17 protein-coding genes are annotated in these 14,490 nt (G+C 67.1%); 5 read left to right on the top strand and 12 right to left on the bottom strand.

Going from position 1 to position 14,490, the window contains the following annotated elements; all coding sequences use genetic code 11:
* Window positions 1-27: 27 nt before the first annotated feature.
* The 11 genes from NWF22_RS06000 to NWF22_RS05950 all read right to left on the bottom strand — a co-directional run bounded on the left by NWF22_RS06000 (window position 28) and on the right by NWF22_RS05950 (window position 10,219).
* Window positions 28-1,284 carry a cytochrome P450 gene (locus NWF22_RS06000; RefSeq protein WP_160900171.1) on the bottom strand — a complete coding sequence of 419 codons (1,257 nt, stop codon included), beginning with the start codon at window positions 1,282-1,284 and terminating at the stop codon, window positions 28-30.
* Window positions 1,285-1,413: 129 nt separating this feature from the next.
* Window positions 1,414-1,836, bottom strand: a complete 423-nt coding sequence (locus NWF22_RS05995) for a universal stress protein (protein ID WP_160900172.1) — start codon at window positions 1,834-1,836, stop codon at window positions 1,414-1,416.
* A gap of 79 nt (window positions 1,837-1,915) precedes the next feature.
* Complete coding sequence (locus NWF22_RS05990) at window positions 1,916-2,983, bottom strand: NAD(P)-dependent alcohol dehydrogenase (RefSeq protein ID WP_233750846.1); 1,068 nt, start codon at window positions 2,981-2,983, stop codon at window positions 1,916-1,918.
* Window positions 2,984-3,000: 17 nt separating this feature from the next.
* Window positions 3,001-4,155: a thiolase family protein gene (locus NWF22_RS05985; RefSeq protein ID WP_160900173.1), complete on the bottom strand. Its 1,155-nt coding sequence runs from the start codon at window positions 4,153-4,155 to the stop codon at window positions 3,001-3,003.
* Entirely contained in the window at window positions 4,152-4,556 is a 405-nt protein-coding gene (locus tag NWF22_RS05980; RefSeq protein ID WP_160900174.1) for a Zn-ribbon domain-containing OB-fold protein, read from the bottom strand. Before NWF22_RS05980 ends, NWF22_RS05985 begins: the two co-directional genes overlap by 4 nt.
* Window positions 4,553-5,581: an NADP-dependent oxidoreductase gene (locus NWF22_RS05975; RefSeq protein ID WP_160900175.1), complete on the bottom strand. Its 1,029-nt coding sequence runs from the start codon at window positions 5,579-5,581 to the stop codon at window positions 4,553-4,555. Before NWF22_RS05975 ends, NWF22_RS05980 begins: the two co-directional genes overlap by 4 nt.
* A gap of 8 nt (window positions 5,582-5,589) precedes the next feature.
* On the bottom strand, window positions 5,590-6,354 hold the full coding sequence (locus NWF22_RS05970; protein ID WP_160900176.1) for an SDR family NAD(P)-dependent oxidoreductase: 765 nt from the start codon (window positions 6,352-6,354) through the stop codon (window positions 5,590-5,592).
* A gap of 115 nt (window positions 6,355-6,469) precedes the next feature.
* Window positions 6,470-7,069 (bottom strand): TIGR03086 family metal-binding protein, encoded by a 600-nt coding sequence (locus NWF22_RS05965; RefSeq protein ID WP_160900177.1) that lies wholly within the window; start codon window positions 7,067-7,069, stop codon window positions 6,470-6,472.
* Window positions 7,066-8,601 (bottom strand): AMP-binding protein, encoded by a 1,536-nt coding sequence (locus NWF22_RS05960; protein WP_258321338.1) that lies wholly within the window; start codon window positions 8,599-8,601, stop codon window positions 7,066-7,068. Before NWF22_RS05960 ends, NWF22_RS05965 begins: the two co-directional genes overlap by 4 nt.
* Before the next feature lie 80 nt (window positions 8,602-8,681).
* Window positions 8,682-9,503: a glucose 1-dehydrogenase gene (locus tag NWF22_RS05955; RefSeq protein ID WP_160900178.1), complete on the bottom strand. Its 822-nt coding sequence runs from the start codon at window positions 9,501-9,503 to the stop codon at window positions 8,682-8,684.
* 101 nt (window positions 9,504-9,604) lie between these two features.
* Window positions 9,605-10,219 (bottom strand): TetR/AcrR family transcriptional regulator, encoded by a 615-nt coding sequence (locus NWF22_RS05950; protein WP_160900179.1) that lies wholly within the window; start codon window positions 10,217-10,219, stop codon window positions 9,605-9,607.
* A gap of 72 nt (window positions 10,220-10,291) precedes the next feature.
* Here NWF22_RS05950 and NWF22_RS05945 point away from each other — a divergent pair, with 72 nt between their 5' ends.
* On the top strand, window positions 10,292-10,927 hold the full coding sequence (locus NWF22_RS05945) for a TetR/AcrR family transcriptional regulator (protein WP_160900180.1): 636 nt from the start codon (window positions 10,292-10,294) through the stop codon (window positions 10,925-10,927).
* 61 nt (window positions 10,928-10,988) lie between these two features.
* Here NWF22_RS05945 and NWF22_RS05940 read toward each other — a convergent pair whose 3' ends face one another.
* Window positions 10,989-11,402 (bottom strand): nuclear transport factor 2 family protein, encoded by a 414-nt coding sequence (locus NWF22_RS05940; protein WP_160900181.1) that lies wholly within the window; start codon window positions 11,400-11,402, stop codon window positions 10,989-10,991.
* A 99-nt stretch (window positions 11,403-11,501) separates the two neighbouring features.
* On the opposite strand from NWF22_RS05940, the gene NWF22_RS05935 reads away from it, so the two are divergent.
* Genes NWF22_RS05935 through NWF22_RS05920 form a run of 4 tightly spaced genes read left to right on the top strand, consistent with a single transcriptional unit; the run spans window position 11,502 to window position 14,396 of the window.
* The gene (locus tag NWF22_RS05935) at window positions 11,502-12,599 is read left to right on the top strand and encodes an Rv3169 family protein (RefSeq protein ID WP_160900182.1); all 1,098 of its coding nucleotides are present in this window, start codon (window positions 11,502-11,504) and stop codon (window positions 12,597-12,599) included.
* Window positions 12,590-13,042, top strand: coding sequence for a nuclear transport factor 2 family protein (locus NWF22_RS05930; protein ID WP_160900183.1), 453 nt, complete (start codon window positions 12,590-12,592; stop codon window positions 13,040-13,042). Before NWF22_RS05935 ends, NWF22_RS05930 begins: the two co-directional genes overlap by 10 nt.
* Entirely contained in the window at window positions 13,039-13,803 is a 765-nt protein-coding gene (locus NWF22_RS05925) for an SDR family NAD(P)-dependent oxidoreductase (RefSeq protein WP_160900184.1), read from the top strand. Before NWF22_RS05930 ends, NWF22_RS05925 begins: the two co-directional genes overlap by 4 nt.
* Window positions 13,800-14,396: a histidine phosphatase family protein gene (locus NWF22_RS05920; protein ID WP_160900185.1), complete on the top strand. Its 597-nt coding sequence runs from the start codon at window positions 13,800-13,802 to the stop codon at window positions 14,394-14,396. Before NWF22_RS05925 ends, NWF22_RS05920 begins: the two co-directional genes overlap by 4 nt.
* Window positions 14,397-14,490 lie beyond the last annotated feature (94 nt).

Genomic DNA, 14,490 nt, shown 5'->3' with positions numbered 1-14,490 from the left:
GGACGGCGGCTGAGTGCCGGGAGGATCTCAGAAAAGCTGTAGGTGAACGGATTTCGGACCGTACATGGTGTACATGGGCCGCATTTCCGGGGCCTGCGTCAACTGCATCGCCGGGTAGCGGGAGACGAGCGTCGACACCGCGACCTCGGTTTCCAGCCGAGCCAGCCAGGCGCCGAGGCAGCGGTGGATGCCGTAGCCGAGCGTGACGTGCTGGGCCGCATCGGACCGCGTGATGTCGAGTCTCTCGGGATCCGTGAAGACCAGGGGGTCGCGATTGGCGCAGGCGAGCAGCATCCGGACAGATCGGCCTCGCGCGACCGGCACACCGCCGGCCTCGGCGTCGGTGACGGCGACGCGACGGACTGACTGTACGGAGCCGTTGTGCCGGAGGAACTCGTTGACTGCACCGGCGGCCAGTGACGGATCGTCGCGCAGTCGATCGAACTGCTCTCGGTTGTTCAGCAGGGCGATGATGCTGTTGCCGATGAGGTTGGTGGTGGTCTCGTGCCCGGCGAACAACAGCAGAACCAGCATGCCCGTCAGCTGTTCCTCGCTGAGTCCGGTGCCGTCGGGGCTGCCGTTCAGCAACGCCCCGAACAGGTCGGTGGTGTCGCCACCGTCGCGGCGATGCTCGATCAGCTCGTGGATGAGCCCGCGGAAGCCGAGGTAGGCGTCGTAGGCAGCATCGAGGTTGGCGTGACCGGTGTCGAAGGCGACCGCGAGTTCGTCCGACCAGGCGCGGATCTCGGCGTTGCGGTCGCGGCCGATACCCAGCAGATCGCAGATGACGTTGAGCGGCAGGGGATGTGCGAGGTCCCTGACGAGTTCCATCTCGCCGCGCTCGTCGACGGGGGTGAGCAGTTCGTCGACGAAGGACTGGATCGTCTCCCGCATCTGCGCGACCCGGCGCGGGGTGAAGGCGAACTGGATGAGTCCGCGCATGTTCGCGTGTACGGGATCGTCGTTGTCGTTCATCCAGCCACTCTCGAAGCCGGCGAGTTCGTGCAACTTCGCGAGCTGCGCCGGGGACAGGTCATCGATGTCGCCGCCGTAGATCGAGCGGTCGCGCGCCGAGGAGAAGGTGACCGGGTTGCCGAGCACGGCACGCACATCGCCATGGCCGGTCAGGATCAGGTCGCCGTTCACCTCCAGGACCGAACCGTGCGCGCGCAGGCGTTCGTAGATCTCGAACTGACCGGCGAGTGACTCCACGTCACCGGAGAAGAGTCTGGCCAGCTCGAGCTCCAGGTCGGTAGCGGCGGTGGTGGCAGCGGCGGTGGCCATGGCGAGCCTTTCGAACGGCAATAAATGAAATTGCGTTCTATTTTATATACCGACGTGTGACTGTCAACACTCCCGCAACATCGAGTTGCCCGATTCCGGCACGCCGCTCTCGCGGCCGGGTGTTGGGGTTCAGACCGTCTTCGCGATGTAGACGTCGCAGGGGGCGTGATGGGCGACGGAGTTCGCCACACTGCCGAGCACCCGGCCGAGGCCCCTCATGCCCCGGTTGCCAACCACGATGAGATTCGCCTGGCGGCGTTCGGCCTCGTCGACGAGGACTTGCTGTGGCTTGCCGAGTGCGGAGCCGGCCGTGACGGCAGGCGTGATCTCCCGCAATTCATCGGCTATCTGCTCGGCGAGCGAGCGGGCCTCCTCGGCCGTCGCGACGGGCGCCACGTCGCTCCCGCTGCCGACGGTCTTGGTCTCGTGACGCTCGAATGCAGAGACAACGTGCAACGCGGCGTCCATCCCGAGAGCGAGATTTGCTGCGGTTCGTGCTGCCTCCCGGGCGGTGGCGCTGTCGTCGACACCTACCAGAACGAGTCCGGGCATGTTGATTCCTCCTGTTGCGGTCGGTCCTGCAAGTTTTGATAGCAGATCTATAGAAACTTTACCGCCCGCGCATCCGGAATCAGGGCAGAATGACGGCTCTTCCGTTGATGCGGCCGTCACCGAGATCACGGTAGGCGTCCGCGACCGCGTCGAGCGGGTACGTCGTCACATCGGCACTCAGAACGCCCCGCGCGGCCAGGTCGACCACGTCGGCGAGCTCGCTGCGGGACCCCCAGTATGTGGTCTGCACAGAGACCTCGTTCGGAAGTCGCTGCCCGAACCCGACCGAGGCCGCCCCGCCGGCGGCACCGACCACGGTCAGGTCACCCAGGGGCCGGACGATCGAGCTTGCGAGGTCGAGGCTGTCCGGAGAGCCGACGAAGTCGAGGACGACGTCGGAGCCCCGGCCCGAGGTGATGTCACGGATCTTCTCCGCCGCGGTGTCGTCGGGCGCAACGAGATGGTGGGCGCCCGCACGGCCGGCCGTTTCGCGTGACTCGGGACGGACGTCGACGGCGACGATCGTTGCCTGGGTGAGGCCTTTCAGTGCCTGTACCGCGAATCCCCCGAGACCCCCGATGCCGACAACGGTGACAGTGGCGTCGGGATCGGCCAGCTTCGGCAACGATCGCCGCACGGCGTGGTACGAGGTCAGCGCCGCGTCCGACAGCGGCGCCGCCTCGGCCACCGGCAGGCCCGACGGCAACGGTACGAGGTGTCGATCGGCGTCGCGCACCACCATGTACTCGGCCATGCCGCCGTCGAGTCCGAGGCCGCCTCCGCCGCCGGGGGCGGCGGCACGCTCCGGGTGATCGCAGTACGGGTCCACGCCGCTGACGCAGCGCGCGCAGCTACCGCAGCCCCAGGCGCCCATCACGATCACCGCGTCACCGTCGGCGTGGTCGCGGACGTCGCCGCCGACCTCGACGACCCAGCCGGCGTTCTCGTGGCCGAGGACGAAGCCTGCCGGCCACGGAGCGCCGGTGGCGTCACTGCGGTGCATCAGATGCAGATCCGACCGGCAAGCACCCGCGCCGGCGACGCGGATCAGTGCATCTCTCGGGCCAGGCCGGGGGATGGGCACGGTGGTCAGGCGCGGTGGGCTGCCCCATGCGTCGAGCCGGTAGGCCGTCATCGTCTCGGACATCGTCGTCCTCCGATCGTTCAGGCGGTCAGCACGGTGCACGCGCTGATGCCGGGGGCGCCGTACACATGGGTGAATCCGACCTCGGGTGCACCGCCGACCTGGCGTTCGCCGGCATGGCCACGTAATTGAGTGGCCACCTCGTGCACCTGCCGTAAACCTGATGCGCCCACCGGCTCACCGTTGGCCAGGCAACCACCGTCGGTGTTCACCGGCAGTCGACCGGAGAATGCGGTGCCGCCGGAACGGATCAGCTCGGTCTGTTCTCCGTGGGCGCACAGACCTGTCTCGGCCAGATGGATCACCTCGGCACCGGCGTCGGTGTCCTGCAATTGCGCGACGTCGACGTCGGCGGGTGCGATGCCCGCCGTGGCGAAGGCGTCGGCTGCGGCCGCCACCGACGGACTCGCGTCGGCGCCGGGGGTGAGCCAACTCGAGAAGACCTCGAAGGACCCGAACGGGCGGGTCCGCATCACCGACGCTGCCAGCCGGATCGGCCGGTGCGGCAGGTCCCGCGCGCGTTCGGGCGTGGTGAGGACCACTGCTACCGCCCCTTCGCCGGGCGAGCAGAGCATGTATTTGGTCAACGGCGGGTTCACCGGGGGTGCATCCATGATCTCGGCCGCGGACATCGCCTTACGGCGCCACGCGTCCGGATTCGACGCGCCGGCGGCGAAGGCCTTCGCCGCCACGTCGCCGAGCAGGTCGTCGGGCAGCCCGTGTACGTCGAGATAGCGCCGCGCCTTCATCGCGAAGAACTGCGTGGTGACCATCATGCCCGCTTCGGCGTACCAGTCGCCGTGACCATAATCCTTGGCCCGTGAACCGAATGCGCCACGACCGTGCTTGTCGAAGCCGACGACGAGTACCGTCTGCGCGTCCCCGGATCGGATCGCCTGTGCGGCGGTGGTCAATGCGACAGTCCCGGTCGCACAGCCGTTTCGGACGTTGACGAACGGGATGCCGGTCAATCCGAGTGAGGCCACCAGTGTGTCGGGTTTGCCGGACTCGTTGCTGCCGCCGACGGCATAGTCGATGTCCGACCACGTCAGTCCGGCATCGGCGAGTGCCGCGCGGGCCGCGTCGATACCCATCGCCCGGCCGCTGATGTCGTCACCCAAACGGCCGAATGCCGTGCGGCCCAATCCCACCAGCGTGATGTCGGCCGAACTCATACATCCTCCTCGACCGGTCGGAATGCGTAGCCCGTCGCGTGCTCGCCGTCGGGGGTGTCCCAACGGTGCGGCACCAGCCGCATGCGTGCGGCGGTGCGCAACTCATCGGGTCCGGCGTCGAGCAGTGATTCCACAATGACCTCGCCGAGATCGATGTACCCGACGCAGAACGGGGTGAATCCCTCCGGCGGTGCCACAAACGGCGGCTTCGGACAGAACGTCTGCACGGTCCATGTCCACAGGGTTCCCTCGCGCGGCAGGGCCACCTCACTCATCGAGCGGGTCGTGCAGCGCGGGCAGTCGGACTGCGGAGGGAATGTGGTGGTCGTGCAGGTCGTGCACCGAGAACCGGCCAGTTGCAGCGGATCTCGTGCGGCGAACAGTTGCGATGTCGGGCTCACGCGGACTCCTCGGACAGCTGGACCAGTGCCTTCCCCACGTTGCCGCCGGTCAGCATCGACAAGAACGCATCCGGGGCGTTCTCGATCCCGGTGCTCACCGTGGCCTGCGAACGCACCTTGCCCTCGCGCAGCCATGCCGAGACGGTCGCCTCGAACTCGGCGCGCAGGTCCTCGTGGTCGCGGACGATGAAACCCTGGATGGTCAAACGCTTCAACGTCGCCTGAATGAGATGGCTGATGGCCGGTGAGCTGTCGCGATCTCGCATGTCGGAGATCATGCCGCACAATGCTACTCGGCCACGCTCGCGCAGCGCGTACAGCGCGGCCACGAGATGCTCGCCGCCGACGTTGTCGAAGTAGAGGTCGATACCCGCCGGCGCAGCCGCGTCGAGACCGGCGGACAGGTCGTCGCGATAGTCGATCCCGGCGTCGAAACCCAACTCGTCGACGAGGAAGCGGGCCTTCTTCGGACCGCCGGCGCTGCCGATCACCCGGTCGGCGCCGAGCAGACGGGCGAACTGACCGGCAGCGCTGCCGACCGCGCCGGCCGCCGCGGAGACGAACACGGTGTCGCCCTTCGCAAGCCGGCCCGCGCGGGTCAGCCCCACATAGGCGGTGAATCCGGTCTGGCCGAGGATGCCCAGCCAGTCCGGCAGCGCCGCCGTCGACGGATCCACCGGGGTGGCCGTTGCCGCGTCGACGACGGCGTGTTCGCGCCACCCGAGGCGATGGCGGACGTGGCTGCCCACGGCCACCGCCGGTAGGGTGCTCGCGATCACCTCACCCACCGCCGACCCATCCAGTGGATCGCCGACGGTGAAGTTTGTGGTGTAGTGCTTTTCCGTGGTCTCCATCCGGCCGCGCATCGCCGGGTCCACGCTCATGTAGATGTTGCGGACCAGGAGCTGTCCATCGCGGAGTTCGGGCACCGGGGCCGTGACCACGTCGAAGTTCTCCGGGCCCGGTTCACCGTCCGGACGCGAGGCGAGGGTCACCATCCGGGTCTTTGCCACGGAAGACGTCATGAGCTCTCCTAGAACTGGACTCGGCTGACGAATCCACCGTCGACGACGAGGTTCGTGCCGGTGATGTACGAAGCCGCCGGGCTGCCGAGGAAGGTGACAGCGCGTGCCACATCCTCGGGAGTGCCGAGGTGGCCCATCGGGATTCGTTTCTGGATCGCCTCGTAGAACTCGGTGCGACCTTCCTTGATCCGCTCCCAGGTGCCGCCGGGGAACTCGACCGGGCCGGGGGAGACGGTGTTGACGCGAATGCCCTGCGGGGCGAGAGTGCGAGCCAGGGCTGCCGCGTGGTGGATCACACCGGCTTTGGCGGCGCCATAGGAGTTCGGGCCGGTCGGCGGCAGCGTGTCGAATGCGGACGTGGTTCCGATCGAGACGATCGCCCCGCTGTCGCTGTCGGACAGTCGCGGGATCGCGGCTTCGCAGAGCCGGACGAAAGCCAACAGGTCGGCGCGGAAGCTGGTCTCCCACTGCTCCGGGCCCTTCTGCGTGCCCACGGAGGCATTCGAGACCACGAGGTCCAGCCCACCGAGTTGGGCGACGGCGTCGGCGACGAACGGCTCGATGGCGGCGTCATCGGAGATGTCGAGGGTGGCCGTGTGCACCGTCGCGCCGGTGGCGCGCAGTTCTTCGGCGGTCTCCTTGAGTGCTTCCTCGCCGCGTGCGCAGATGGCGAGATCGACGCCTTCGGCGGCGAGTTGGGTGGCGATGGCCTTGCCCAGGCCCCGGCTGGCGCCGGTGACGATGGCCTTGCGGCCGGACAGTCCGAGATCCATGATGTGATCCTTTCTCGCGGTCGCCGGTTCGGCGCAGCCGCTGGTGGTCGGGGCCGTTGGTTCGGATCGGCCGTGATTCGGGCCTGATCAGGGCTGTCGGATCAGGCCGAGGGGATCAAGAGGTGAGCGGGCGGCGGCCCAGGAAGGCCATGAGTCGGGCGGTCGGCCCGTCCGACGGCGCGGGGGCCAGTTCGGGCGCGAACGCGCGCGGCCGTCGGATCGCCTCGTCGGGCAGCGATCGGAAGAAGCCGTTCATGTACTCCAGCCAACCCGCCGGCAACTCCTCGTCGATGCCGAGCGATTGGGCGAGATCCCAGCGATGGATCGCGAAGTCGCAGCCGTGAAAGCGCAGCTTGGCGTGCGGGGAGTCGTCAGCCAGCGGCCATCGCCCGTCGAGATCGGACACCTTGAGCTGCGCGCGCAACGCGGCGGAGGTCTCCCGCCACCGATCCAGGGCGGGCCCAGTCGATTCCGGCGCGACCCAGGTCGCTCCCCGCAGGAAGGCGACCGCGCGGTCGGCGGTGTCGGCGGTGTGCTGCACCAGATCCTCGATCGTCCATCCGTCGCATGTGGTGTCGCGCCCGAATTGGTCGGCGTTCACCTCGGCGACTCGCTCGTCGAACAGGGCCATGCCGCCGATCAACAGGGAGCGAAGTGATTGTGGTGTGGCGACCTTCTGGTCTCGGTCGGGACCGGTGTCCACTGAATTGCTCATCGGGCCGTCATCTCCTCGGTGTGTCGGTTTCGGAGCGAGCGTTTGTCGACCTTGCCCATGGCGTTGCGCGGGAGTTCGGTGATCTGTCGGAACGCGCGTGGCACCTTGTAGCCGGCCAGGGATTCCTTCATGAACGAGATCAGCTCTGTCTCATCGGTTTCGGTGTCGCCGGATGGCACGACCAGAGCTAGCAGCGACTCGCCGAGATCGGGGTGGGGCACGCCGATGACGGCGACCTCGGCCACATCGGGGTGTTGCTGCAGGACGCGTTCGATCTCCGCCGGGTAGAGGTTGACCCCACCCGAGATCACCATGTCGGAGATTCGATCGGTGACATAGACGAACCCGTCGTCGTCGACGTACCCGACATCGCCGAGAGTCGCGACACCGGGCGCAAGATGTGCCTTGGCGGTCTTTTCCGGGTCCTCGTGGAACTCGACGTCGTACTCGGGGGGAGTGCGAAAGCCCAGGACGCCCACCTCGCCCGCGGGGAGCGCGGTGCCGTCCTCGTCGAGCACCACAGCCTCGAACGGGGGGATCGCGCGCCCCACCGACCCGGGATGCTCGAGCCATTCGGTGCTGTTGATGCGGCACACCGTGCCGATCTCGCTGCCGCCGTAGGACTCCGTGAGTACGGGGCCCCACCACTCGATCATCGAGCGCTTGACGTCGGGTGGGCATGCCGAGCCGGTGTGGGCCACCGACACCAGCGACGACATGTCATAGCGCTCGCGGGTCTCCGGCGGCAGATCCAGCAATCGGCGGAAATGGGTGGGCACCATCACCGACGACGTCACCCGGTGACGTTGGATGAGCTCCAAGACGTGCTCGGGGTCGAACTTGCCTCCGACGATCACCGGACGACCGGACACGAGGTGTCGCAGCGAGGTCAGCGGGCCGTTGTGCTGCAGCGGCCCCACCACCAGGTGCGGGCCCTCGGGGAAGCTCTGCTTGGCGGACAGGGCGTCGGCGTAGTCGGCGGCCGTGGCGAATGTCCTCGGCAGCCACCGGACCTCGGTACCACGGGCCCGACCGGTGGTGCCGGAGGTGTACACCAGTGGGGGATGGGGCGCGCGATCCGACGCGTGCTCGCCCGCCGCGCTCCGGGTCGAAACCGATGCCGGCCACGGCTGCTGAGACCCGGTCGGCTCGATCCCGTGCACGATGACCGGAATGTCCAGGGCGGTGGCGGCTCCGGTTGCGGCCGCAGCGCTGCTCGGGCCTGACACGACCCCGGCGGCGCGCGCGTCGGTCAGCTGATCGATCAGTTCGGTGTCGGTCAGCTGCCGGGAGAGCGCGACGGTCCCGATACCGGTAAGGATGCCCGCGACGTGGGCGATCATGGTCTCCACTCGGTTCTCGCCGAGGACTCCGATGCGCCGCTCGGGCGAGTCGACCAGATCCTCGAACGCTGCGGCGGTGGTCTCGACCTCCGCAGCCAGTTCACTCCAGTCGAGGCTGCGGATGTCGTCGACCAGCGCGATGCTTTCCGGCTCGGCGGCGGCGCGGAGTCCGATGCTTCCGAGTCTCACGATGGTGCCTCCTTGGGGTGGCGTCTGTCCGACGCGCGACCACCTCATCATCGCTACTAACGCTATTACATGTCAAGAAACTACGAAGATCTTCTTGCCCAACTGGCCAACTGGTCGGTGGTGACGCCTTCTTTGGACCCCGAGGTCAGTCCGCCATCGACCATCACCGTGGTTCCGCTGACGAATGCGGCCTCGTCGCTGGCCAGCCACACCGCGGCATTGGCGACGTCCTCGGGTAGTCCGTGGTGTCCGCGCAGCGGGGTGCGCTTGCGGAAGGCCTCGGCCATCTGCTCCGGATCGTCCGGGTCGTCGACGACCCGGCTGATCGTCATCGGGGTGACGATCTTGCCCGGGCCGATCGCCACCACGCGAATGCCGTGGGTGGACAGTTCGGCGGCGACGTTGCGCGTCAGACCCACCACGCCCGCCTTGGCACCCGCGTAGAGATGCGGCCCCCAGCCTCCCTGCACTCCGGCGATACTGGTTGTAGACAGGATCACTCCTGCACCAACGGGTTTCATCACTCGTGCGGCATGCTTCATGCCCAGGAACACCGACCGCAACAGCACCGCTGTCACGAATTCGAACTCATCGAGCCGGAGTTCGTCGATGGGGCCGGAGGCGCCCACGACGCCGGCGTTGTTGAACATGCAGTCCAGTCGGCCGTGGCGGGTGACCGCGTCGTCGACCAGACTCGCGACGTCGTCCTCGGATGTCACGTCGCACCGGCGGAAAGCTGCGCGCGGACCGAGTTCCTCGGCGATCGCGTGACCCTGTGCCTCGTTGATGTCGGCGAGCAGGACGTCGGCGCCCTCCTCGGTCATGCGGCGTGCGCTGGCCTGACCCAATCCGCTCGCGGCACCCGTGACGATGATGACCTTGCCTTCGAGTCGTCCCGGCATCGTCTACCACCTTCCTTCGTGTTTCGACAGATGAACACGTGTAAGTGTTCAGCAACACTATGCACAGAAAGGTGGTGCTTTGCCCAGAGGCAATCTCGGGGTCAGACGCGGTCGTCGGCAGGGGTGAGCACCCGGGTGCACAGGGCGACGAACTCGTCGCGGAAGCGTCGCGGTCCCAGGGTTCGATAGGTGGAGTCCAGCGAGAGTTCGGCGCGCAGTGCGGATTCGAGGACGGTGTTGAGAGCCACTGCGTCCACGGCTGCACTCGTCGGTGTGCGGACCGGTTCGGCCCGGACGATCGCCGCGGTGGCTGCAGCGACAGCGCGCGCCGTGTAGGCCTGTCGCGCCACCTCTATCGCCACGTTGACGCCCTTGGATGTCACGAAGTAGACGGTCGCATGTGCGCGGCGACCGATCGCGTCGTCGAGCAGGTGGCCACACACGTCGATGACGTCCTGAAGTGACGCTGCCTGGCCCCACCACTCCTCGGCGTGTGTGGCCCACGACTCGCCGAAACTGCTGACGACCTCTTGAAACAGCTCGTCGCGCGACGAGAAGTGGTAGTAGAACGCCGCCGGGGTCATGTTCACGTGGCGGACGATCTCGGCGATGGTCACCAGATCCGGGGGTTTCACGGCGAACAACTCGACCGCGCCCTCGATCAGCTGATATCGGCGGGACGGCCGGTGCGCTGGCCTGCGCCTGGATTCTGGCATGGCGCTACACTATCGGACAGTCGCCCCGTTCCTTTTGCGTGAGGGTCTGCGGTACCGAGAGGGGAGAACGCGTTGGGATCACCAGAGGTCGTCGGCGCCAAGCCGGCGCATCGGCCGTCGCGTCGCCAGGAGCTGGTCCAAGCAGCCATCGGAGTCTTTGCACGTAACGGCTACGCCGAGTCCAGTGTGGAGCAGATCGCGGAGGAGGCCGGTGTGGTGCCGACCGCGATCTACTACCACTTCGGCACCAAAGAGGAGCTGTTTCACGAAGCCCTCAAGTGCGCGATGGACGAATTCAGTGACGCGATCTCGACGCTGCGCACCAGCGGCGAACCCGCCGGCGGCGATGTTCTGCGGGACGTGGTGCGGGCCGGTTGGAACTGGTGGGAGTCCCATCCGAACGAGAGCTTGTTGATCGGGCGGTACTCGCAGTCGACCACCGGCCGGGCGCTCGAGCTGCGTGGAGAGTGGGAAGATCGTCACGCTGCCCGCGCCTATGACTACCTGAGTGCGAATTCGGGCACGCCCAAGTCCAGTCGACTGGCCCGCGAACAACAGGCGGTGAGCACGCTCAAGATCCGCGCGTTGCTCGATGTGATTCTGTCGGCTGAGGCGTCGACGCTGCCCGGTGGGCCGCTGGCCGGGCACGATTCCGAAGAACTCGCCATGGAACTCGCAGAGGTGTGTGTCCGGCTCATGAACAACTGACCATCCGGCGGGCCGACGGCCGAGGAGGCCGCCGGCCCGCAGTGGCGTGCAGGTGCGGTGTCTACTGCATCGACCGCAGGCGTGCGCCGCCGTCGTGATAGTCCATCTCGTAGCCGACCTTCTCGCCGTCGAAGACGAGGTAGCTCATGCCCGGCACGCTCCACCGGCGACCGACGTACTCCTCCCCGAGTGAGGTGTCGGTCTGAGTGGCCGTCATCGTCCACGTCATCGCGAGGCCGTCCGGGCGGTGCCAGAACTCGCCGGTGGGTTCGAGGATCAGGTCGGGATAGCGCTTGAGGCCGTGTCCGAAATAGGCGCGGATGTTTTCCCAGCCCTCGTATCGTCCACCGACCGAATCCTCGAGAACCGGTGTGTCGCTGAGGTAATGGGCCGGCGCGTCGAGGTCTCCGCTGGACCATGCCGCGAACAGCGCCTTGACCACTGCTTCCCGTTCCTCGCGCTCGGAGATCGTCATCTCGGCATCCTTTCGTCGTGACCACGGGCTATAGATTCTGGAGTCAATCTACAGTATGGTGGCCCTGACAGTGAACGACAGCCCTCGGAAGGAAGTCCCGTGCTCATTGGGATGGACGAGTACCCGTTCCATCAGATCGCCGAATCCTTCGCGGGTGCCGCGACCGGCGATCCGTCCTGGAATGACGGACATTATTTCGGTATCACCGATCACGACGGTCGGGTCAGTCTGACCGCAAGCATCCGCCTGTACCCCAACAACGACGTGATCGACGGGTTCGTCTGCCTTCGTCATCGCGACAAGCAGTACAACGTCCGCGTGTCCCGCCGGCTGCGCCCCGACATCGACACCCTGCGAGTCGGACCGCTCGGTATGGAGATCGCCGAACCGATGAAGTCGGTGCGCCTGTTCCTCGAGCCCAACGAACGCGGCATCGAGCTGGATCTGTTGTGCACCACCACGGTTACGCCCGTACGCAGTCCGGTGGAGACCACCCGCATCGACGGCCGTCTGGTCAGCGAACGCACCACCTACGAGGTCACCGGCTCGGTCGCCGGATGGGTGCGGGTGGCCGACGAGCGCATCGAACTGCGCGACGACACCGCATCGTTCTTCCGCAATCATTCCTGGGGTATGCACCCGGGTCGTGGTGGGCCGCGTACATACGCCGCGCCCGGGCAGTCCAAGCGCCGGACTCCCGGCGTTCGTCAGTGGGTGCTGTTCCGCACACCCGGATCGGGTGGGCACTTCTTTCTCGACCCGAGCGGTCGGCGCGCATCCGGCCGGGGAGTGCTGATGTACCCGGACCGGCTGGTCGACGTCACCGAGGTCGAGTCGGCGCCCGAGTTCCACGACGGCGGCCGACGGCTGTCGGGCGGCAGCTTCACCCTCACCGCCGCCGATGGCGCGGTCACCACCTACAAGGTGACCGACCTGGGGTGGGTGTACTGCCAGGGTGGAGGCTACTTCGGTGGCTGGGACGACGGGCTCGGGCAGGGCGTGTTCCGCGGCGATTCCTACGCCGAGGGCGAGGTCTGGGACGTCTCCCATCCCACCACGGTGGTCGACGAGAGCGGTCGTTCGTTCGAGTTCGACCACGACTGGGCGGAGAACTTCGTCCGGCTCACCGGCCCGGACGGTGTCGGGGCCGCCCACTACGAATGTGTGGTCATCCGGGAGGCCGAGCAGTGGAGTTGAGTGATCTGCGCAGTCGCGCCGAGATCTCCGACGCGCTGGCTGCGCTGGCCTGGGCGCAGGACCGTAAGGACTGGGCGCACGTGCGCGCGGCCTATCTGCCCGACGCCACCTACGTGCATCCCGGTGGCCGTCTCGAGGGCGCCGACGCCATCGCCGACCGCACCTCACGCGCGCTCGACCTCCTCGATTCCTCCCAACACCTCGTGGGATCGATCGTGATCGAGGTGTGCGGATCGCACGCCACCTCGCTCGCCCAGTTCCAGGCGGTACACGTCCGCGAAGACGCTGTGGGCGGCGAGCTTTACACGATTGCGGGCAGTTACACGGACCGCTGGACGCTCACCGAGGGCGGTTGGCGCATCGCACATCGTGAACAGCAGTACTACTGGCGCACCGGCAACCGCGAGGTCGTGGTGCCGACCGACCTAGGAGACAAATCGTGACCGATCTGACGAACCGAACGGTGCTGATCACCGGAGCCAACCGTGGATTGGGCGTGAGTCTGGTCGACGTCGCCCTCGCGCGAGGAGCGAGCAAGGTCTACGCGGCCGCGCGAAACCCGGAAATGCTCGCCGAGGCGGTCGCCGCCGCGGACGGACGCGTGGTACCGGTGCGGCTGGATGTCACCGACCCCGCGCAGATCGAGGAGGCGGCTGCGGTCGGCGACGTCGACCTCGTGATCAGCAATGCCGGCATCACCTGCCAGGTGCCCATCGTCGCCACCGACAACATCGACGACTTCCGGAAAACCATGGAGGTCAACTACTTCGGCACGATGAATCTGGTGCGAGCGTTCGCCGATCAGATTCGGTCGCGCTCGGGCGGGTTCGTGTTCATTCTGTCGGTGGCCGCGGTCTCGCTGTCGCGCAGCGCACCCGCCTACAGCGCCAGCAAGGCGGCCACGCTGATGCTCGCATCCTCGGTACGCGAGGAACTGCGTGCCGACGGCGTGGAGGTGACCGTATCGCTGCCGGGCTGGATCGACACCGACATGGCCGCCGCGCTTCCCGGGGAGAAGGCGACTCCCCGTGAGGTCGCCGAACGCTCCATCGACGGCCACCTGGCCGGTGACGCGGTGGTGTGGCCCGATCGCTTCGCCGAACTGGTCCGCGACACCGTCGACGACCAGATGCTCGACCTGCTCACCCGGCCGCGTGACGTCATGAACGCACTCGCCCAGCAGTTCACCCGGACCAGCGCATGACCGAGCTGCTGTTGGTGCGTCATGCCCGGCCCCGCTCGGGCGGATTCGACCCGGAACTCGATGAGGTCGGTCGCGCGCAGGCGCATGCGCTGGCAGCGCAGCTGGCCGGCGAGCCACTGACCGCTGTGGTGTGCAGCGACCTGCGGCGAGCCTGCGAGACCGCCGAGATCATCGCCGCCGAACACGACCTCGTACCCACCCCGATGGGCGGTCTACGGGAGTGGGGACTCCCGGCGGATTCGATGGAGTACGTGGCGTTGGAATCGCTGGCCGCCGACCATCCCGGTGTCCGGGCCCTCGACGAGGGCCGGTTCATGGATTTCGTGCCCAAGCGGGTGGACGTGCCCGCGTTCCAGCAGGTCGTACGGGACACTTTCGACGCCATCCTCGAAGCGCACCCCGCCGGTCGGGTTGCCGTGGTCTGTCACGGCGGGACCATCAACGCCTATGTCGGCCAACTCGTGGCCATCCCCGACGTGTTCTGGTTCCACCCGGACTACACGAGCGTCTCGCGACTGGAGCGTCGGCCCAGCGGTCGGGTGGTGATTCGGTCCCTCAACGAGGCACATCACCTCTTAGTGGAATCCGAGTAGAAAAAGTCTGCCCGAAAGCCTAGGCAAGAGACCGCCTGGACAGTTAAAGTAGTCGTACTACAGAATCTATCGAGGGCTGTTGCCCAGAACACAG

The sequence above is a fragment of the Gordonia mangrovi genome (assembly GCF_024734075.1).
Taxonomy (GTDB): domain Bacteria; phylum Actinomycetota; class Actinomycetes; order Mycobacteriales; family Mycobacteriaceae; genus Gordonia; species Gordonia mangrovi.
The sequence above is the reverse complement of the archived record's forward strand: the minus strand, read 5'-3'. Positions and strand labels throughout refer to the sequence as shown.